The 19,033-nt window shown below is 60.6% G+C and carries 18 protein-coding genes; 12 read left to right on the plus strand and 6 right to left on the minus strand.

What is annotated here, in order from left to right:
- Window positions 1-441: 441 nt before the first annotated feature.
- Window positions 442-1,644 (minus strand): ammonium transporter, encoded by a 1,203-nt coding sequence (locus VEC01_RS20215; RefSeq protein WP_324902719.1) that lies wholly within the window; start codon window positions 1,642-1,644, stop codon window positions 442-444.
- Window positions 1,645-1,832: 188 nt separating this feature from the next.
- On the opposite strand from VEC01_RS20215, the gene aat reads away from it, so the two are divergent.
- From aat to VEC01_RS20235, 4 genes are all read left to right on the plus strand, one after another.
- The gene (gene aat / locus VEC01_RS20220) at window positions 1,833-2,555 is read left to right on the plus strand and encodes a leucyl/phenylalanyl-tRNA--protein transferase (protein WP_324902720.1); all 723 of its coding nucleotides are present in this window, start codon (window positions 1,833-1,835) and stop codon (window positions 2,553-2,555) included.
- 75 nt (window positions 2,556-2,630) lie between these two features.
- On the plus strand, window positions 2,631-3,365 hold the full coding sequence (locus tag VEC01_RS20225) for an arginyltransferase (protein ID WP_324902721.1): 735 nt from the start codon (window positions 2,631-2,633) through the stop codon (window positions 3,363-3,365).
- Between the two features lie 87 nt (window positions 3,366-3,452).
- Complete coding sequence (locus tag VEC01_RS20230; protein WP_324902722.1) at window positions 3,453-4,496, plus strand: quinone-dependent dihydroorotate dehydrogenase; 1,044 nt, start codon at window positions 3,453-3,455, stop codon at window positions 4,494-4,496.
- A 50-nt stretch (window positions 4,497-4,546) separates the two neighbouring features.
- Window positions 4,547-5,590 (plus strand): aldo/keto reductase, encoded by a 1,044-nt coding sequence (locus VEC01_RS20235; RefSeq protein ID WP_324902723.1) that lies wholly within the window; start codon window positions 4,547-4,549, stop codon window positions 5,588-5,590.
- Window positions 5,591-5,648: 58 nt separating this feature from the next.
- On the opposite strand, the gene clpA is transcribed toward VEC01_RS20235, so the two are convergent.
- Entirely contained in the window at window positions 5,649-7,949 is a 2,301-nt protein-coding gene (gene clpA / locus VEC01_RS20240) for an ATP-dependent Clp protease ATP-binding subunit ClpA (RefSeq protein WP_324902724.1), read from the minus strand.
- Entirely contained in the window at window positions 7,946-8,254 is a 309-nt protein-coding gene (clpS, locus tag VEC01_RS20245; protein ID WP_324902725.1) for an ATP-dependent Clp protease adapter ClpS, read from the minus strand. The genes clpA and clpS overlap by 4 nt, the downstream gene beginning before the upstream one ends.
- A 334-nt stretch (window positions 8,255-8,588) precedes the next feature.
- Between clpS and VEC01_RS20250 the strand changes: the two genes are divergently transcribed.
- The 3 genes from VEC01_RS20250 (at window position 8,589) to VEC01_RS20260 (ending at window position 10,946) form a co-directional block, all read left to right on the plus strand.
- Complete coding sequence (locus VEC01_RS20250) at window positions 8,589-8,792, plus strand: cold-shock protein (RefSeq protein ID WP_324902726.1); 204 nt, start codon at window positions 8,589-8,591, stop codon at window positions 8,790-8,792.
- Window positions 8,793-8,956: 164 nt separating this feature from the next.
- Entirely contained in the window at window positions 8,957-10,312 is a 1,356-nt protein-coding gene (locus tag VEC01_RS20255; RefSeq protein ID WP_324902727.1) for a cache domain-containing protein, read from the plus strand.
- A gap of 4 nt (window positions 10,313-10,316) precedes the next feature.
- A complete protein-coding gene (locus VEC01_RS20260) occupies window positions 10,317-10,946 on the plus strand; it encodes a response regulator transcription factor (RefSeq protein WP_324902728.1) in 630 nt (209 codons plus the stop codon).
- Window positions 10,947-11,006: 60 nt separating this feature from the next.
- Here the strand turns inward: VEC01_RS20260 and icd are convergent, their stop codons facing one another.
- The gene (gene icd / locus VEC01_RS20265; protein WP_324902729.1) at window positions 11,007-12,260 is read right to left on the minus strand and encodes an NADP-dependent isocitrate dehydrogenase; all 1,254 of its coding nucleotides are present in this window, start codon (window positions 12,258-12,260) and stop codon (window positions 11,007-11,009) included.
- A gap of 355 nt (window positions 12,261-12,615) precedes the next feature.
- Here icd and VEC01_RS20270 point away from each other — a divergent pair, with 355 nt between their 5' ends.
- The 3 genes from VEC01_RS20270 (at window position 12,616) to VEC01_RS20280 (ending at window position 14,137) form a co-directional block, all read left to right on the plus strand.
- Entirely contained in the window at window positions 12,616-13,173 is a 558-nt protein-coding gene (locus VEC01_RS20270; RefSeq protein ID WP_324902730.1) for a pseudouridine synthase, read from the plus strand.
- Between the two features lie 227 nt (window positions 13,174-13,400).
- Window positions 13,401-13,595: a hypothetical protein gene (locus VEC01_RS20275; RefSeq protein WP_324902731.1), complete on the plus strand. Its 195-nt coding sequence runs from the start codon at window positions 13,401-13,403 to the stop codon at window positions 13,593-13,595.
- A gap of 98 nt (window positions 13,596-13,693) precedes the next feature.
- A complete protein-coding gene (locus VEC01_RS20280) occupies window positions 13,694-14,137 on the plus strand; it encodes a DUF192 domain-containing protein (protein WP_324902732.1) in 444 nt (147 codons plus the stop codon).
- 126 nt (window positions 14,138-14,263) lie between these two features.
- Here the strand turns inward: VEC01_RS20280 and rpsT are convergent, their stop codons facing one another.
- Window positions 14,264-14,530: a 30S ribosomal protein S20 gene (gene rpsT / locus VEC01_RS20285; RefSeq protein ID WP_324902733.1), complete on the minus strand. Its 267-nt coding sequence runs from the start codon at window positions 14,528-14,530 to the stop codon at window positions 14,264-14,266.
- Between the two features lie 230 nt (window positions 14,531-14,760).
- On the opposite strand from rpsT, the gene murJ reads away from it, so the two are divergent.
- Together murJ and VEC01_RS20295 are read left to right on the plus strand one after the other, a co-directional pair.
- Window positions 14,761-16,311, plus strand: a complete 1,551-nt coding sequence (murJ, locus tag VEC01_RS20290) for a murein biosynthesis integral membrane protein MurJ (protein WP_324902734.1) — start codon at window positions 14,761-14,763, stop codon at window positions 16,309-16,311.
- 83 nt (window positions 16,312-16,394) lie between these two features.
- Window positions 16,395-17,234 (plus strand): SirB1 family protein, encoded by an 840-nt coding sequence (locus VEC01_RS20295; RefSeq protein ID WP_324902735.1) that lies wholly within the window; start codon window positions 16,395-16,397, stop codon window positions 17,232-17,234.
- Window position 17,235: 1 nt separating this feature from the next.
- Here VEC01_RS20295 and VEC01_RS20300 read toward each other — a convergent pair.
- Window positions 17,236-19,033 (minus strand): ATP-binding cassette domain-containing protein (locus VEC01_RS20300; RefSeq protein WP_324902736.1); only part of this gene is annotated, 1,798 nt, incomplete at its 5' end.

Consider the following 19,033-nt stretch of genomic DNA (forward strand, 5'->3'; position numbering starts at 1 on the left):
CCAAAGTGTCTCTATCGCGTCTGCCACTTTAATGGAGCTGGAGGCAAAAAACCATCTCAAAAACCTGATGCATTTGGTGTGCATCAATATATGCATTCGATGAGTTCGCAAGATGTGCACTCAATGAAAATGCAGTTTCAGTGCGGCCCCAGCTGCTCATGACCGGCTCCCGGTGCCCATCATTGGCGCTTCGTGAGCGCCGAGACACGCGAGTTGCGAGCGCCGGGTTCTTGCCAAGGATCAAAGCTCCGCGCAAACTAAAAAAGGCCAATGAAAACATCGGCCCTCGAACCTGACTTTGTTCTTGCAGAGTCGCTGCAATACAACGTGGAATTGGCGGCAATGCCAATGGTTGCGTCACGAAGTCATTAGACAGTACCTCGCTCTGGTGAAAAATCCTATCCCCTGTTCAAGACCTATTCGAACGACATCTCGTGACTGCTACCAGCTGGTTTCCCGCTCGGCCGTCGCGCTGATCTTGTGGATCGAAAGATCCGCGCCGTCAAACTCCTGCTCCGGATCGAGCCGGATGCCCACGGTTTTCTTCAGCAGGCCGTAAATGACCGTACCGCCCGCCAGCGCGATACCGGCCCCCATGACGGTGCCGATCAGCTGGGACATGAGGGACACGCCGCCAAGTCCGCCAAGGGCCTCCAGGCCGAAGATGCCGGCCGCAATCCCGCCCCATACGCCGCACACGCCATGCAACGGCCACACGCCGAGCACGTCATCGATCCGCCATTTATTCTGCGTCAGCGTAAACATCCAGACGAAGGTCGCGCCTGCGATGCCGCCGGTGATGAGCGCGCCGAACGGATGCATCAGGTCAGAACCGGCGCAAACCGCAACCAAGCCGGCGAGCGGCCCGTTATAGGCGAAGCCGGGGTCGTTCTTGCCGAGCAGGACCGCAGCCAGCGTGCCGCCGACCATTGCCATCAGGGAGTTGAGGGCCACCAGGCCGTTCATCTTGTCCAGCGTCTGCGCGCTCATCACGTTGAAGCCGAACCAGCCTACGGTAAGGATCCAGGCGCCCAGAGCGAGAAAGGGGATATTGGACGGCGGATGCGCGGCAATGGCGCCATCCTTCGAGTAACGTCCGCGGCGCGCCCCGAGCAGCAGTACCGCGGGCAGCGCCGCCCAGCCGCCGACCGCGTGCACGACGACGGAACCGGCAAAGTCATGAAACTCCTCCGAGAACGTCGCCTTCAGCCAGGCCTGGATGCCGAATTGCTGGTTCCAGGCGATCCCCTCGAAGAAGGGATAGACCAGGCCGACCAGCAATGCCGTTGCGGCCAGCTGCGGGTGGAAACGCGCGCGCTCGGCGATGCCGCCCGAAATAATCGCCGGGATCGCCGCCGCGAAGGTCAGGAGGAAGAAGAACTTCACCAGTTCGAAGCCATTCTTTTGCGACAGCGTCGCCGCGTCGGCAAAGAAATCGACACCGTAGGCAATGCTGTAGCCGACGAAGAAATAGGCAATCGTGGAGACTGCAAAATCGACTAAGATCTTCACCAGCGCATTGACCTGGTTCTTCTTGCGCACCGTGCCGAGCTCCAGAAATGCAAACCCGGCATGCATTGCCAGGATCATAATGGCGCCAAGCAAAATGAATAAGGCATCGGCACCGTTTTTAAGTGCGTCCATGATGAATCTCTCCCTGTATATGTGCAGAAATTTAACAATAGGCAACGCTTAAGCAAGAACCATTCCTTTTTGGTGCAAATTTTTAGGCCTTTGATTTCGTTAGGAAATATTTTTTCTCTGGCAATCTATAAGATGGATACTGCACTGGTTCAGTGCGTCGCCGCAGTCCATTTTGGGGAGGAGGTGCGATGATTCCCTGGCTGGACGACAATGCGCCCTTCCCGGATGTGTCGCTCGCGCTGACCGAAGCGGACGGCGCGCCCGGCTTGCTTGCGGCGGGCGGCGACTTGTCGCCTGAGCGCCTGCTTGACGCCTACCGGCACGGGATCTTCCCCTGGTTTTCAGCCGGGCAGCCGATTCTCTGGTGGAGCACCGATCCGCGCATGGTGTTGTTTACTGAACGCTTTACGGTGTCGCACAGTCTGAAAAAGACGCTGAAGAAAGTCCAAAGGAGCATGTCGACAGACGGCCGCTGGCAAATCCGCTTCGATTCTGCTTTTGAACAGGTGATGCGCGCCTGCGCCGCGCCGCGCGCGGATGGCGCCGGCACCTGGATTACGGAGGACATCGTGCGCGGATATGGCGGCTTGCACCGGCGGGGCTACGCGCATTCCGTGGAAACCTGGCTGGACGGACGACTGGTGGGTGGCGCCTACGGCGTATGCATTGGCAGGATGTTTTACGGCGAATCGATGTTCGCGCGTGTAACGGATGCGTCGAAGATCGCGCTGGCTTACCTGGTGCACTTCCTCCGGAAGCAGGGCGTCGTACTGATCGACTGCCAGCAGGAGACCGCGCACCTGGCCTCGCTGGGCGCCGCACCGATCTCGCGGGCGGCATTCATCGCCCATCTTCGCCAGGCAACACGGCAGCCGCCGATCGAAAACTGGCATCCGATCGACCTGTTCTGAACGACTTCAAAAAACCTTCACGCGCGATCTGTCTTACAGTGTAAATTAACGAAATCGTAGTCAGGCAATTCGCACATGACGCACCTAAAAGACCTGCCGTTTGCCACGCTGCAGTTTTACGCCACTGCACCCTACCCCTGCAGTTATCTCGACGGCCGCCAAGCCCGCTCCCAGGTCGCCACTCCCTCGAACCTGATCAATGCGGATGTCTACTCGGAGCTGGTGAAAAACGGCTTTCGCCGCAGCGGGATCTTCACCTACCGTCCGTACTGCGACGGCTGCAACGCCTGCGTGCCGGTACGGGTAAAGGCCGAGGCGTTTGCGCCCCACCGCAGCCAGCGCCGGGCGTGGAAACGTCACCAGGACCTGGAAACCTGGGTGACCACCCTGTCCTTCCTGCCGGAGCATTACGACCTCTACCTGCGCTACCAGGCCGAGCGCCACGCCGGCGGCGGCATGGACCAGGACAGCCGCGAGCAGTATGCGCAGTTCCTCCTGCAGAGCAAGGTCAACACCCGCCTGGTGGAATTCCGCGACCGTGAGGGCATCCTGCGCATGGTGAGCATCATCGACGTGCTCAGCGACGGCCTGTCGTCGGTCTACACCTTCTACGACCCGGACGTGGAAGGCGCGTCCTACGGCACCTACAACGTGCTGTGGCAGATCGAGCAGGCGCGCCGGCTGCGCATGCCCTACGTGTACCTCGGCTACTGGATCCGCGACAGCAGGAAAATGGCCTACAAGGTGAATTTCCAGCCGCTCGAAGCGCTGCGTGGCGGGAAGTGGGTGGATTGGAATCCGGAAGGCTGAATCCCTGCTTTACCGGCGGGCAATAGTAAAATAGCGCCTTTCCAACGCGCGCATGCCTTGCCGGCGCGCCGCAACGCCCCCCCTGCCATGTCCGACAAATTGCTCTACGCGCTCGCGCGCCCGCTGCTGTTCTCCCTCGATCCCGAAGCCGCGCACAACCTGACGCTGCCCTCCCTGAAGCGGGCCGCCGCCTGTGGCTTAACCGGCCTGCTCCGCAAGCCTGCGGCCGACCCGCGCACCGTGATGGGCATCGCCTTTCCGAATCCGGTCGGCCTGGCGGCCGGGCTCGACAAGGATGGCGCCTACATCGACGGACTGGCAGCGCTCGGCTTCGGCTTCATCGAGGTCGGCACCGTGACGCCGCGAGCGCAACCGGGCAATCCGCAGCCGCGCATTTTCCGCCTGCCGCAGGCGCGAGCCGTAATCAATCGCATGGGATTCAACAATGGCGGCGTCGACGCTTTCGTTGCCAACGTGCAAGCTTCGACCTTCTATCAGAACAAGGAAGGCGTGCTCGGCCTGAACATCGGCAAGAATGCCGACACGCCGATCGAGCGGGCCGCCGACGACTATTTGCACTGCCTTGAAAAGGTCTACCCGTACGCGAGCTACGTGACGGTCAACATCTCCTCGCCCAACACGAAGAACCTGCGCCAGCTGCAGGGCGGCTCGGAACTCGATGCGCTTCTGTCCCGGCTGAAGGAGGCGCAACAGCGCCTCGCCGACCGGCACAAGCGCTACGTGCCGGTCGCGCTGAAGATCGCGCCGGATGTCGACGGCGAACAGGTGAAGACGATCGCAGCGGCGCTGCTGCGCCACAAGATCGATGCAGTGATCGCCACCAACACCACAATCACCCGCGACGCAGTCAAGGGCCTGCCGCATGCCGAGGAAACCGGAGGCCTGTCGGGCGCACCGGTGTTCGAACTCTCCAATGCCGTGATACGCGCATTGAAGGCCGAACTCGGCGACGCCTTGCCCATCATTGGCGTGGGCGGCGTCCTGTCGGGCAAGGATGCACAGGCGAAGATCGCCGCCGGCGCCGCGCTGGTGCAGCTCTACACCGGCCTGATCTACCGTGGGCCGGGCTTGGTGACGGAGTGCGCTGCGGCGCTGCGCAATTCGCGCTAAAGTCCCGTCATGCCCGCCGGCCCGAGGCGGGCCCTGCCTGACAGGTGACCATGGAAAAAATCTCGCTTGGAAACAGCGGCCTCGCGGTATCGAAAATCTGCCTCGGCACCATGACCTTCGGCGAGCAGAACAGCGAAGCCGATGCGCACAGCCAGCTCGACCTCGCGCTCGAGCGGGGCATCAATTTCATCGACACCGCCGAGATGTATCCGGTCATGCCCCGCGCGGAAACACAGGGACGCACCGAACAATACATCGGCAGCTGGCTGAAAAAATCCGGCCGGCGCGGCGACATCATCCTCGCCACCAAGGCCGCCGGCCCCTCGCGCGGCATCTCCTGGATCCGCAGCGGCCAGAGCGATTTCGATGCCGCCAGTCTTCGCAGCGCAGTCGATGCCAGCCTGAAGCGCCTGCAGACAGACTACATCGATCTCTACCAGCTGCACTGGCCAAGCCGCAATGCGCCGATCTTCGGGCAGACCGCGTTCGACCCCGGCAAGGAGCGTCCGTCTGTCGCGATCGAGGAGACGCTCGCCGCCCTGGACGAGCTCGTCAAGGCCGGCAAGATCCGTCAGATCGGCGTGTCGAACGAGACCCCGTGGGGCGTCGCCGAATTCATCAAGCAGGCGGAAACGCGCGGCCTGCCGCGCATCGTATCGATCCAGAACGCGTACAGCCTGGTGAACCGCAGCTTCGAGAACGGGTTGGACGAAGTCTGCTTCCGTGAACATGTCGGCCTGCTTGCGTATAGCCCGCTCGCCTTCGGCCAGCTCAGCGCGAAATACATTGACAATCCGAGGGCGTCCGGCCGCCTGACCCTGTTCCCGCCGAACTGGAGTCCGCGCTATCTGAGGCCTGCGGTAACGGAGGCAGCGCGTCGTTATGCGGCGCTTGCACGGGCGAACGGCATGACGCCGGCGCAGCTCGCGCTCGCGTGGTGCTATTCCCGCTGGTTCGTCGCGTCCACCATCATCGGCGCCACCACCCTGACACAACTGCGGGAAGACATCGGCGCGCTCTCCATCCGCCTGCCGGAACAGGTCGTCGATGCGGTCAATGCGATCCACCGCGAGATCACCAATCCGGCGCAGTAAGAAAAAAGCCCGGATCCGCTTGCACGGATCCGGGCCTTGACTGAAAACTCGGACGGTTTTATTCGACTTCCAGCGTCTCTTCCGGCGCGGACGGCGGCGGCGTATCGCCTTCGGCGAAATCGAGCTTGATCTGCTCGTTCTCGTCGAGGTCCACCGTCACCTTGCCGCCGGACACCAGCCTGCCGAACAGCAGTTCGTCGGCGAGGGCCTTGCGTATCATGTCCTGGATCAGGCGCGACATCGGACGCGCGCCCATCAGCGGATCGAAGCCCTTCTTCGCGAGGAACCTGCGCAGGGTCTCGGTAAAGACAGCCTCCACCTTCTTCTCGTGCAGCTGCTCTTCGAGCTGCATCAGGAACTTGTCCACCACCCGCAGGATGATTTCCTCGTCCAGCGCCTTGAAGCTGATGGTCGCATCGAGGCGGTTGCGGAACTCAGGCGTGAACATGCGCTTGATGTCCGCCATCTCGTCGCCCGCTTCCTTCTTCTCGGTGAAGCCGATGGTGCGCTTCTGCAGGCTTTCCGCGCCCGCATTCGTGGTCATGATGATGATCACGTTGCGGAAGTCCGCCTTGCGGCCGTTGTTGTCGGTCAGTGTGCCGTGGTCCATCACCTGCAGCAGGATATTGAAGATATCCGGATGCGCCTTCTCGATTTCGTCGAGCAGCAGCACCGCATGCGGCTTCTTCGTGATCGCCTCGGTCAGCAGGCCGCCCTGGTCGAAGCCGACATAGCCCGGCGGCGCGCCGATCAGGCGCGACACCGCATGGCGCTCCATGTACTCGGACATGTCGAAGCGGATCAATTCGATGCCCAGAATGAAGGCCAGCTGCTTCGCCACCTCGGTCTTGCCCACACCGGTGGGACCGGAGAACAGGAAGGAGCCGATCGGCTTGTCCGTCTTGCCCAGTCCGGCGCGTGCCATCTTGATGGCCGAGCCCAGCGCTTCGATCGCCGGATCCTGCCCGAACACCACGTTCTTGAGGTCGCGGTCGATCGTCTGCAGCTTGGTGCGGTCGTCCTGGTTGACCGTCTGCGGAGGAATGCGCGCAATCTTCGAAATGATGTCCTCGATCTCGGACTTGCCGATGGTCTTCTTCTGCTTCGACTTCGGCAGGATGCGCTGCGCCGCGCCCGCTTCGTCGATCACGTCAATCGCCTTGTCGGGCAGGTGACGGTCGTTGATGAAGCGCGCTGACAGTTCCGCCGCGGAGGTCAGTGCCGAAGCGGAATATTTCACGCCGTGGTGTTCCTCGAAGCGCGACTTCAGGCCGCGCAGGATCTGCACCGTCTGCTCCACCGTCGGTTCCGTCACGTCGATCTTCTGGAAACGGCGCGACAGCGCATGGTCCTTCTCGAACACGCCGCGGAACTCGGTATACGTGGTCGCGCCGATGCACTTCAACTGGCCGCTCGAGAGCGCCGGCTTGAGCAGGTTGGACGCGTCGAGGGTACCGCCCGACGCCGAGCCGGCCCCGATGATGGTATGGATCTCGTCGATGAACAGGATGCCGTGCGGGTTGTCGCGCAGCTGCTTCAGCACCGCCTTCAGGCGCTGCTCGAAGTCGCCGCGATACTTGGTACCGGCAAGCAGCGCGCCCATGTCGAGCGAATACACCACTGCGTTCTGCAGCACTTCCGGCACGTCGCCCTGGGTCACGCGCCATGCCAGCCCTTCCGCGATCGCGGTCTTGCCGACGCCGGCCTCGCCCACCAGCAGCGGGTTGTTCTTGCGGCGGCGGCACAGGGTCTGGATCACGCGCTCGACCTCCGACTCGCGGCCGATCAGCGGGTCGATCTTGCCTTCGGCAGCCAGCTTGTTCAGATTTTGCGTGAACTGGTCGAGCGGGCTTTCCTTCTGCTGGCCTTCGGCGGCTGCGTCCTCGGCGCCTTCCGGCGACTTCTGCGGATCGGACTGCTGATCCTTGCGTACGCCGTGCGAAATGAAGTTCACCACGTCAAGCCGGGTCACGCCCTGCTGGTGCAAGTAATACACGGCATGGGAATCTTTTTCACCAAAGATCGCCACCAGCACATTGGCGCCGGTGACTTCCTTCTTGCCGTTGGAAGCCGACTGCACGTGCATGATCGCGCGCTGGATCACGCGCTGGAAGCCGAGGGTCGGCTGCGTGTCCACTTCGCTCGTGCCGGGCACGGTCGGGGTATTGTCGTTGATGAAATTGGTCAGCGTCTTGCGCAAATCTTCTATATTGACTGCGCACGCACGCAGCACTTCCGCCGCGGACGGGTTGTCGAGCAGAGCCAGCAGCAGATGCTCCACGGTGATGAACTCATGACGGGCCTGGCGTGCCTCGACAAAAGCCATGTGCAAACTTACTTCAAGTTCCTGCGCAATCATGCTTCCTCCATCACGCATTGCAGGGGATGTCCTGCTTTTCGGGCGTGGGTTAAAACTAATTCTACTTTAGTGGACGCTATGTCTTTTGGATAGATTCCACACATTCCTTTTCCGTCGCGGTGAACCTTGAGCATGATCTGCGTTGCAGTCTCGCGGTCCTTGTTGAAGTACTCTTGAATGATCGCTACGACAAACTCCATCGGTGTGTAGTCGTCGTTCAGTAACAGGACCTGGTACATCGGCGGCGGCTTGAGCTTCTGCTCTTGTCTAGCAAGTACCGTACCGTTATCGTGCTGAGTTGTCATGCGTCTATTCTAAAGCGTTCAACCCGGGCGCAATGCGCTAAGGTAAAGAGTATTCCGTCTACATATTGATATTACGCCGTTTCCGCACGATTCGCAGATGATGCTGAAAAACGCGAATTCAAGGCGTTCTTTGGTGCAAAATCCTTGTAATAGCTCAAAAACCGCCCGAAAACTGCCTTGACTTTTGCAATTTTTGCGGGAACAATGGTATCGATTGACAACATCGTTATGGTATTGTCAATGCGAAGTGAGCAAGTTATAAGAGGGGGCAGCGTGTCGCGAGGCTTCTTGCTTTTACGGCTCGTATGATTAGCTATTAATGAAAGACGCTTTTATGGCAACAGGTACCGTCAAGTGGTTCAACGATTCGAAAGGTTTCGGATTCATCACTCCGGATGACGGCGGTGAAGATTTGTTCGCCCACTTTTCCGCAATCCAGATGCAAGGCTTCAAGACCCTGAAAGAAGGTCAAAAAGTCTCGTTCGAAGTCACGCAAGGCCCCAAAGGCAAGCAAGCTTCCAATATCCAAGGCGCTTAATCACAGCGATTGGTAAGAGTACCGAAAACCCCGCAAGAGCGGGGTTTTTTTTCGCCGTTTCCTTTCCTCGCATTTCTTGCGTATCCACCTGCGCGGTCGCCCGATCTGCCGGTGCGTAATTCCTCGTACCCGCCCGAAGCGAAAATAGCTGTAAAGTAACGCCCATGAAACTCCGGCAAAAGATTATCGTGCTCGCGATCGCCCCGCTGATCGCGGCGCTCGCCGCCATCGCGCTGGCAGTGCAGTTCCAGGCAAAAATCCTTGCCGAGCAGCAGCGCGCAACCGTGGAAGCCGCGTATCACGCGAGCAAGGAAGCGGAGCTCAAGCATTATGTCGTGCTCGCTACCCGCTCGATCGCCCACCTCTACGACTCGGGTCGCGACGACGCCGCCGCGCAGAAGGAAGCGATTGCCATTCTCGCGAAACTGGATTACGGCGACGACGGCTATTTTTACCTATACAAGCTCGATGGCAAGAACCTGATGCACCCGCGCCAGCCGGAACTGGTCGGCCGCAATCTCTGGGAGATGCGCGACACCAGTGGCAGCCTGACCATCCAGCGCCTCATTGCGAAGGCGAAAGCCGGTGGGGGCTATGTACGCTACTTGTGGGAAAAACCGTCGTCGGGCAAGGTGGCGCCAAAACTCGGCTATGTCGTTGCGCTCGAGCGTTGGGGCTGGATGCTCGGCACCGGGATTTACCTCGACGATGTGGACGCGGCACTGGCCAAGATCGACGCCCAGATTTCAGGAAACATCCGCAGTACGATGTATTGGATCGCAGCCATTGCGATCGCCGGCGCGCTGGCCATCGCGCTGTCCGGGCTGGCATTGAATATCAGCGAGAATCGCGTTGCCGACGCCAAGCTGCGCGTGCTCGCGCAGCGCGTGGTGCGATCCCAGGAAGAGGAACGCGCGCGTCTGTCGCGCGACCTGCACGACGGCATCAGCCAGTGGCTGGTATCGATCAAGCTTCAGGTCGAATCAGGAATTGCCAAGCTGATCGCGCACGCGAACCAGCCGGAACTCGCGCGCGCATCGTTTGACCGTGCCGCCGGACAGCTCAATGACGTTCTTGGGGAAGTCCGCAGGATTTCGCATGACCTGCGCCCTGCCCTGCTCGACGATCTCGGCCTGGCTGCAGCACTCGACCATCTGACGCGCGAGTTCAGCGAACACACCGGCGTGACGGCAAGCTTTGTTGCAGAAGGCACGACTGACGGGTTGTCGGACGTCGCGAACACCGTTCTGTTTCGCATCGCACAGGAAACGCTCACCAACATCAAACGGCATGCGAACGCATCACTCGTGCAAGTTTGCGTAACGGGGGGCAAAGCTGCGGTCTGCCTCATGATAAGCGACAACGGTATCGGCTTCGACGTTGCCGGGATCGCGCAGCACCCGAAGCGCGGCATCGGCTTGCGCAACATGCATGAACGGGTGAACGCCATCGGCGGCAGTCTGGAGCTGATTTCCTCTGCCGAGGGCACGCAAATGACGGCAACCTTACCTCGGACCTGAACCCATGCTGACCCAACCCTTTGTACACATCCTCCTGGTTGACGACCATCCATTGGTACGTGACGGCTTGCGCGCCCGCCTCGAAACCATTCCGCATTTTGCGGTGGTAGCCGAAGCCGGTAACGCGCAGGAAGCACTGCAGGCTGCGGCCAGCCAGACGATCGACCTGACCCTGATGGACATCAACCTGTCCGGAATGAATGGCATCGAATTGACCGGCCGCTTCAACGCCCTGCACCCCGAAATCGCGGTCCTGATGCTGAGCATGCACGATAAGGCGGAATACGTGATGCAGGCGATCCAGGCGGGCGCGCGCGGGTATGTGCTGAAGGATGCGCCGGCGATCGACATCATCACCGCCATCGATACCGTGATGTCGGGCGGGATTTATTACAGTGCGGGATTGACGCGACAGCTGTCGAGGCCGATGCCGCCCGCGATGCTGCTGACGCCGCGCGAACGCGAAGTGCTGCAGTGCATCGCGACCGGCAAATCGAACAAGCATATCGCGCGCGAAATGAACCTGAGCGTGCGTACCGTCGAAACGCATCGCCTCAACATCAAGCGCAAGCTCGGCATCGAAGGTCAGGCGGACCTGATCCGCTTCGCACTCGAGCAGACACAGATCAAGTAAATGATCGAAGGCAAAAAAAAGGCCGGACGTCTGTCCGGCCTTTTTCACGCGTGCCGCGAATTACATGTTGGAGATCATGACTTCGCCGAAACCGGAGCACGACACTTGCGTGGCGCCGTCCATCAGGCGCGCGAAGTCGTAGGTCACCTTCTTCGACGTGATGGACTTCTCCATCGAGGCGATGATCAGGTCGGCTGCTTCGGTCCAGCCCATGTGACGCAGCATCATTTCCGCGGACAGGATCAGCGAACCCGGGTTCACGTAGTCCTTGCCGGCGTACTTCGGCGCAGTCCCGTGGGTCGCTTCGAACATCGCGACGGAGTCCGACAGGTTGGCGCCCGGAGCGATGCCGATGCCGCCCACCTGCGCAGCCAGCGCGTCGGAGATGTAGTCGCCGTTCAGGTTCAGCGTGGCGATCACACTGTACTCGGCCGGACGCAGCAGGATCTGCTGCAGGAACGCGTCGGCGATCGAATCCTTGATCGTGATTTCACGGCCGGTCTTCGGATTCTTGAACTTGCACCACGGGCCGCCGTCGATCAGCTCGGCGCCGAACTCGCGCTGCGCCAGCGCATAGCCCCAGTCGCGGAAGCCGCCTTCGGTGTACTTCATGATGTTGCCCTTGTGGACCAGGGTCACGGACGGCTTGTCGTTGTCGATCGCGTACTGGATTGCCTTGCGCACCAGGCGCTCGGTGCCTTCACGCGAAACCGGCTTGACGCCAATGCCGGAAGAACCCGGGAAGCGGATCTTCTTGACGCCCATTTCCTTGACCAGGAAATCGATCACCTTCTTGGCGCTGTCGGAGCCTTCGGCCCACTCGATGCCCGCATAGATGTCTTCGGAATTTTCACGGAAGATCACCATGTCGGTCTTTTCCGGCTCGCGCACCGGGGAAGGCACGCCCTTGAAGTAACGCACCGGGCGCAGGCAGACGTACAGGTCGAGTTCCTGGCGCAGCGCGACGTTCAGCGAACGGATGCCGCCGCCGACCGGGGTGGTCAACGGGCCCTTGATCGAAACCACATACTCCTTCAGCACCTGCAGCGTCTCTTCCGGCAGCCACACGTCCGGACCGTAGACCTTGGTCGACTTTTCGCCCGCAAAGATTTCCATCCAGCTGATCTTGCGCTTGCCGCCGTAAGCCTTGGCAACAGCCGCATCCACCACCTTGATCATGACCGGGGAGATGTCCACGCCGGTGCCGTCACCTTCCAGGTACGGAATGATGGGATTGTCGGGAACAGTCAACGAGAAGTCGGCATTGACGGTGATTTTCTTGCCGTCGGCAGGCACTTTGATATGTTGATACATCGTAGGCTCCGGAGGTGTAGGGGAGGAAAAGGAAGACCGTTCCTGACTTTAAATTTTTGTTTTAAAGCGAAGCACCGGTCTTATATAAGACATAAGACCACATTTCGTATTATGCACCAGTATTTTACGGGATGCCATAATTTTTACTATAAGCAATAACATGAGCCGAGCGGCAAGTTTGATGACCGTCAATCGTTCAAACCCGGCGGCTTGCCCGCTCGGTCAAGAATGCTTACCAGATTAGCCGCAAAAACCTGGACATACAAAGCGTATTCAAAGCGTAAAATACGGCCGATCAAATTTGCCCGGCACGACTTCCGCGCCAGACCGGCGGCCTTTTCCGAGATACCATCGCATGGCGCTCTTCCTGTTCAACAAACCCTTCCAGGTCATGTGCCAGTTTTCGGCGCACGCGACCCGGAAAACCCTTGCCGACTATATCGACATGCCCGGCATCTACCCCGCCGGCCGCCTCGATGCCGATAGCGAAGGCTTGCTGCTGTTGACCGACGACGGCAAACTGCAGCACCGCATCAGTCATCCGGACAGCAAGCAGCCCAAGACCTATATCGCGCAAGTGGAAGGAGTCCCGGATGGCGAGGCGTTGCAGAAACTGCGCGCGCCGCTCGACCTCGGCGATTTCATCACCAAACCCTGCAACGCGTCGCAGATCGTAGCGCCCGACTGGCTATGGGAGCGCGATCCGCCGATCCGCCAGCGGCAGGACAAGCCGACCGGCTGGCTGGCAATCACGCTGTCGGAGGGAAAGAACAGGCAGGTGCGGCGCATGACGGCGGCAGTCGGTTTGCCGACCTTGCGGCTGGTGCGGATTTCTATCGGCGCATTCTCGCTTTCCACGCACCCGCTCTGGCCGGGCGAGTGGCGCGAGGTGTCGCCGAAGGAGTTGGACTAGAACGGCAGGAGTGCCATGTCGAGCGCCAGTCGATGAACCAGATCGCGGCGCGCAGCGTTGAGGCCCCTCCCTGGCAGCAGACATCCCACGCAGCCCGAGGTCGGACTCCCGCTCCTCATGCGCAACGAAATTGGCGATGCGCCAACCAAATACCTTGCATATCGTTAATGCTATTGATTCGCAAGAATCACTGTCTTCATTAACAAGCCAATTGGAAGGATACAAAAATGAAAAACCTGATCGCCGCTCTCGTTGCTGGTTTGTTCGCTGCCTCGTCCTTCGCTGCCTCGTCCTTCGCTGCCAGCCCTGCTGCCGCTCCCGCGGCCGCACCGGCTGCCGCCGCCGATGCTGCACCTGCCAAGAAGGCAAAGAAAGTGAAGAAGGCCAAGAAGCTCGAGAAGACGGCTGCTGCAAAGCAATAAACACACTGGCAGTAAAAAAAAGGGCAGGTAATTCCTGCCTTTTTTATTTTTATAGGCTAAGCTTTCGCTCCAGATTGATCTCTTCCGGCGCCAATAACATGACAAAAAATCTGCTTTCCGGCCTCCTTGCTGCCGCCTTCGCAATTGCCAGCCCCTCGGCTTTCAGCCAGCAGTCAGCGAAATTCCCCGTTATTTCGCTGACCGCCGGCATGCACGTTATCCGCGCGGAAGTCGCGGCGAACGATGGGGAACGACAGCAAGGATTGATGTTCAGGGAAAGAATGGGTCCGAACGAGGGCATGGTGTTCGTGTTTGGCGCCCCGGCAACCGTTTGCATGTGGATGAAGAACACACTGATCCCGCTGTCGGTCGCCTTCCTGGACGAAAGCGGAAAGATCATCAACATCGAGGACATGAAGCCGCAGTCGACGGACTCGCATTGCGCGAAGAAACCGGCACATTATGCGCTGGAGATGAACCAGGGCTGGTTCAAGCAGAAAAATATCAAGCCGGGAAGCGTGATCGAGGGATTGCCCCGCTAGCGCACCGGCTGCCGGGAGCTGGCGGCAGCCACACACAAGATACAGAAACGACAAAAACCCGCATGACAACGATCATGCGGGTTTTCTGTTTGCAGACGCCCGAAACAGGCGTCGCGGCACAGGAACTCAGGCGGCCAGAGCTTTCAGGGCAGCGGCCAGGCGGCTCTTGTGACGAGCGGCCTTGTTCTTGTGGATGATCTTCTTGTCAGCGATACGGTCGATCGTCGAAATGGAAGCCTGGAATACTTGCGCTGCCGCCGCCTTGTCGCCGGCATCGATTGCCTTGCGAACGGCCTTGATCGCCGTGCGCAGCGTCGAGCGCTGGCTGGAGTTGTGTGCGTTTTGCTTGACTGCTTGACGAGCACGTTTGCGCGCTTGTGCGGTATTTGCCATGTGTATTTCCTAAATCGAAATCGGACTGCGTTCGCGGGCTGCGAGACGACTGAATTCTGTAAAGCTGCGGATTATAACCGTTTTTTTGGATATTGGGCAATCCGCATTGCGGTTTGCCAGCATTCTTGCGAAAAAAGTGCAAGTAGTTCCTGCCTTTGCGGCTTGCGTGGACACAAACACTTACCACCATGCAGCAGCGGCCCAGTTTCGAGCCGCTATAATTGCGCCCCATGAATCTGCACAAAACGCTGGTGACCGTCTCCGGCATGACGATGCTGTCGCGCATTACGGGCCTGTTGCGCGAACTCCTGGTCGCGCGCGCTTTCGGCGCCTCCGCCTATACCGACGCCTTCTTCGTCGCTTTCCGAATTCCGAACCTGCTGCGCCGCCTGTTCGCCGAAGGGGCGTTCTCGCAGGCGTTCGTGCCCATTCTTGCGGAGTACAAGAACCAGAAGGGCGACGCGGCTACCAAGGACCTGGTCGACCATGTCGCGACGGTGCTGGTATGGGCGCTGGTGCTGACTTCCCTGGCCGGCATCGCCGCGGCCCCGGTGATCGTGTATTTCATTGCGACCGGCCTCAAGTCCGAGCCGGAGGCGTTTTCCGCAGCCGTCGTGATGACGCGCATCATGTTCCCCTATATCGCCTTCATGGCATTCGTCGCATTGGCCGGCGGCGTGCTGAATACCTGGCGTCAATTTCGGGTCCCCGCTTTTACGCCGGTCCTGCTCAACCTGTCCTTCATTTCCGCATCGCTGCTGGTTGCACCGCACATGGAGCAGCCGGTGTACGCACTCGCGCTGGCAGTCATCGTCGGCGGCATCCTGCAGGTGGCGATTCAGATTCCCGCGCTGCGCAAGATCGGGATGCTGCCGCGCATCGGTTTCAACTTGAAGAAGGCATTGTCCGACCCGGGGGTACGCCGGGTTCTCAAGCAAATGGTGCCGGCGATCCTCGCGGTATCGGTTGCGCAGATCAGCGTGATCATCAATACCAATATTGCGTCGCGCCTCGAAAACGGCAGCGTGTCCTGGCTGTCGTATGCCGATCGCCTGATGGAATTTCCCACCGCGCTGCTCGGCGTCGCGCTTGGCACCGTCCTGCTGCCCAGCCTGTCGAAGGCTCACGCCGACGGCAACAGCAAGGAATATTCGGCACTGCTCGACTGGGGCTTGCGCCTGACCTTCCTGCTCGCGCTGCCGTCGGCAGTCGGCTTGTTGACGCTGTCGGTGCCGCTGACGGCGACGCTCTTCCATTACGGAAAGTTCGATCCGCAATCGGTGGTGATGACCAGCCACGCTCTGGTCGCCTATGGCGTCGGTCTGATCGGCCTGATCGTGGTGAAAATACTCGCCCCGGGCTTCTACGCGAAGCAGGACATCCGCACGCCGGTCAAGATCGGCATCGGCGTTCTGATCGCGACCCAGCTGATGAATCTGCTGTTCGTCCCCTGGATCGCGCATGCCGGGCTGGCACTGTCGGTCGGAGCCGGCGCCTGCCTGAATGCCGTCTTCCTTTACTGGGGGCTGCGGCGCAAGGGCATCTACGAAGCTGTTCCCGGCTGGGGCTTGTTCCTGGCGAAACTGACCGGAGCGCTGTTCCTGCTCGCGGGCGTCGCGCTCTGGACCGCAGGACATTTCGACTGGCTCGCACTGCAGGCGCAACCGCTGCTGCGGGTCGGTGCGCTGGCACTCGTGCTCGCGGCATGCGGCGTGACTTACTTTGGAGCACTATTGGCGATGGGCTTCCGCTTCAGCGACTTCAAGCGCGTGTCCGTCTGACCCCGCCGGCCGGTCAAAATTATTCCCCGGCTTTTCCGCCCCGCCCTTTCATTGGCAGCGTGATGGTTTATGATGGTCACTGTATGGTGATCAAATCCCTCGACTACTTCGCGTCGCTCGTGCAGGAGGATGACTCGATTCCGCTGTTCGAAGCGGCGCTGGCCATCGCCCAGGACGTCGATCCTCATCTCGACCTGGCGGCGACCCAGGCGGAAGTCGACGCGCTTGCCGCCAAGCTGCAGCGCCGCCTCGCCGCCGATGCATCGAGCGTGCAGAAGCTGCGCATGCTCAACCACTTCTTCTATCGCGAACTCGGCTTTGCCGGGAATGTGAACGACTATTACGACCCGGACAACAGCTACCTGCATCGCGTGATCAGCACGCGCCGCGGCATTCCGATTTCACTCGCGGTGCTGTATATGGAACTGGCGCAACAGATCGGACTGGATGTGAAAGGCATTTCCTTTCCCGGCCACTTCCTGATGAAGCTGTCGATCCAGTCCGGCGATATCGTGCTCGACCCGTTCAATGGCGCCAGCCTGTCGCGCGAGGAACTGGAAGAACGGCTGGAACCCTACTTCGAGCAGCACAGTTATCCGGGCGCGATCCCGCTGTCCTATTATCTGCACGCGGCGCATCCGCGCGAGATCCTGGTACGCATGCTGCGCAACCTTAAAGCGCTTTTCGTGGAACACATGCGCTGGCAGCGCGTGCTGGGCGTGCAGCAAAGGCTGCTGATCCTGCTGCCCGATGAAATTACCGAGAGGCGCGACCGCGGCCTGGCGTACGCAAACCTGGAATGCCCGCAGGCGGCCCTGGCCGACATCGAAGCCTACCTTGCGGAACGGCCCTACGCCCCCGACGCCGAAGTGCTGCGCAGCAAACTGCCTGAACTGCGCGAGGCAAGTCGCCGGATGAATTGAATCATCCCTTGACCTTGGCCTCGATCGCCTCCCACTTCTCCAGGCTCTCCATCAGCAAGTCATCGATTTCCGCAAAGCGGGCGTTGAGACGCTGCACTTCTTCCGGCCGCTGGCGGTAAAGCTCGGGGTCGGCGAGCTGGTCAGAGATCGTTTTCTGCTCCGCCTCGAGGTCGGCGATCATCTGCGGCAGCGTTTCCAGCTCGCGCTGTTCCTTGTAGCTCAGTTTTTTCGTTTTCTGCGGCGTCGGGGCGGCTTCCTTCGCAGCGGGCTTGTCCGCCTTCGCGGCAGGCTTGCTTGCCGGCTGCTCCGTCTCTGCCGGCCGCATGCGCTCCCAGTCGCTGTAACCGCCCACATATTCGCGCCACGCCCCGCCGCCTTCGGCAACGATCACCTGGGTCACCACGTTGTCGAGGAACATGCGGTCGTGGCTCACGAGGAAGACCGTACCGCTGTAGTCTTCCAGCAGTTCTTCCAGCAATTCCAGCGTGTCGATATCGAGGTCGTTGGTCGGCTCATCCAGCACCAGTACGTTGGCTGGACGGGCAAACAAGCGCGCCAGCAGCAGGCGGTTGCGCTCGCCGCCGGAGAGCGATTTCACCGGCGAGCGCGCGCGCTCCGGCGCGAACAGGAAGTCGCCGAGATAGCTCATCACATGCTTGCGCTGGCCATTGATCTCGACCCAGTCGCTGCCGGGCGAGATCGTGTCCGCCAGGCTGGCCTCCTCGTTCAGCTGCGCGCGCATCTGGTCGAAGTAGGCCACCTGCAACCGCGCCCCCTGGCGCACGGTACCTGCGTCCGGCGTTTCCTCGCCCAGGATCAGCTTGAGCATTGTGGTCTTGCCGGCGCCGTTCGGCCCGATCAGGCCGACCTTGTCGCCGCGTAGAATGGTGTCCGTAAAATCGCGCACGATGACCTTGTCGCCGTAGCGCTTCTGGATATTGACGAGTTCGGCGACAATCTTGCCGGAGCGCTCGCCTTCGGAGACATCGAGACGCACCTGCCCCTGCTGCTCCCGGCGCGCACTGCGCGTGCGCCGCAATTCCTCCAGCCGCCGCACCCGCCCTTCGTTGCGCGTGCGGCGAGCCTCCACCCCCTTGCGTATCCACACTTCTTCCTGCGCCAGGAACTTGTCGAATTTCGCGTTTTCCACCGCCTCGATTTCCAGCTGCTCCGCCTTGCGCGTCTGATAGGCGGTGAAGTTGCCGGGGAAGGACAGCAGGCGTCCGCGGTCGAGTTCGACGATGCGCGTGGCGACGTTGTCGAGAAAGGAACGGTCGTGCGTGATGAACAGGATGCTGCCCTTGTACTCGCGCAGCAGTCCCTCGAGCCAGATGATGGCGTTGAAATCGAGGTGATTGGTGGGCTCGTCCAGCAGCAGCACATCCGGCGCGCCGACCAGCGCGCGCGCCAGGGCAACACGTTTCTGCGTCCCGCCGGACAGGGTCTGCACCGAGGCGTCCTTGTCCAGGCGCAGGCGCGCGAGAACCGTTTCCACCCGGTTGCCGAGGTTCCATGCGTCGGCCGCGTCCAGCTTCGACTGTACTGCATGCATGCGGTCCATCAACGCCTGGTCGTCATTGCCGCCCAGGCGCCCCGCGAGATCGTTGTATTCGGCAAGGAGGCGCTGCAGCTCACCCATGCCGGCGGCGACCGCGTCGAATACGGTAGCCCCGCTTTCGAACTGCGGCTCCTGTTCGACATAGGCCACCTTGACACCCTGCTGCATCACCAGCAGGCCGTCGTCCAGTTTCGACATGCCGGAGAGGATCTTCAGCAGCGAGGATTTACCGGTGCCATTG

Source organism: Noviherbaspirillum sp. (assembly GCF_035627455.1).
Classification (GTDB): domain Bacteria; phylum Pseudomonadota; class Gammaproteobacteria; order Burkholderiales; family Burkholderiaceae_D; genus Noviherbaspirillum.

Bases quoted from the DNA above. Each gene is read 5' to 3' on its own strand.
- VEC01_RS20215 (WP_324902719.1), bottom strand. From the start codon at position 1,644: ATGGACGCACTTAAAAACGGTGCCGATGCCTTATTCATTTTGCTTGGC.
- aat (WP_324902720.1), top strand. From the start codon at position 1,833: ATGATTCCCTGGCTGGACGACAATGCGCCCTTCCCGGATGTGTCGCTC.
- VEC01_RS20225 (WP_324902721.1), top strand. From the start codon at position 2,631: ATGACGCACCTAAAAGACCTGCCGTTTGCCACGCTGCAGTTTTACGCC.
- VEC01_RS20230 (WP_324902722.1), top strand. From the start codon at position 3,453: ATGTCCGACAAATTGCTCTACGCGCTCGCGCGCCCGCTGCTGTTCTCC.
- VEC01_RS20235 (WP_324902723.1), top strand. From the start codon at position 4,547: ATGGAAAAAATCTCGCTTGGAAACAGCGGCCTCGCGGTATCGAAAATC.
- clpA (WP_324902724.1), bottom strand. From the start codon at position 7,949: ATGATTGCGCAGGAACTTGAAGTAAGTTTGCACATGGCTTTTGTCGAG.
- clpS (WP_324902725.1), bottom strand. From the start codon at position 8,254: ATGACAACTCAGCACGATAACGGTACGGTACTTGCTAGACAAGAGCAG.
- VEC01_RS20250 (WP_324902726.1), top strand. From the start codon at position 8,589: ATGGCAACAGGTACCGTCAAGTGGTTCAACGATTCGAAAGGTTTCGGA.
- VEC01_RS20255 (WP_324902727.1), top strand. From the start codon at position 8,957: ATGAAACTCCGGCAAAAGATTATCGTGCTCGCGATCGCCCCGCTGATC.
- VEC01_RS20260 (WP_324902728.1), top strand. From the start codon at position 10,317: ATGCTGACCCAACCCTTTGTACACATCCTCCTGGTTGACGACCATCCA.
- icd (WP_324902729.1), bottom strand. From the start codon at position 12,260: ATGTATCAACATATCAAAGTGCCTGCCGACGGCAAGAAAATCACCGTC.
- VEC01_RS20270 (WP_324902730.1), top strand. From the start codon at position 12,616: ATGGCGCTCTTCCTGTTCAACAAACCCTTCCAGGTCATGTGCCAGTTT.
- VEC01_RS20275 (WP_324902731.1), top strand. From the start codon at position 13,401: ATGAAAAACCTGATCGCCGCTCTCGTTGCTGGTTTGTTCGCTGCCTCG.
- VEC01_RS20280 (WP_324902732.1), top strand. From the start codon at position 13,694: ATGACAAAAAATCTGCTTTCCGGCCTCCTTGCTGCCGCCTTCGCAATT.
- rpsT (WP_324902733.1), bottom strand. From the start codon at position 14,530: ATGGCAAATACCGCACAAGCGCGCAAACGTGCTCGTCAAGCAGTCAAG.
- murJ (WP_324902734.1), top strand. From the start codon at position 14,761: ATGAATCTGCACAAAACGCTGGTGACCGTCTCCGGCATGACGATGCTG.
- VEC01_RS20295 (WP_324902735.1), top strand. From the start codon at position 16,395: ATGGTGATCAAATCCCTCGACTACTTCGCGTCGCTCGTGCAGGAGGAT.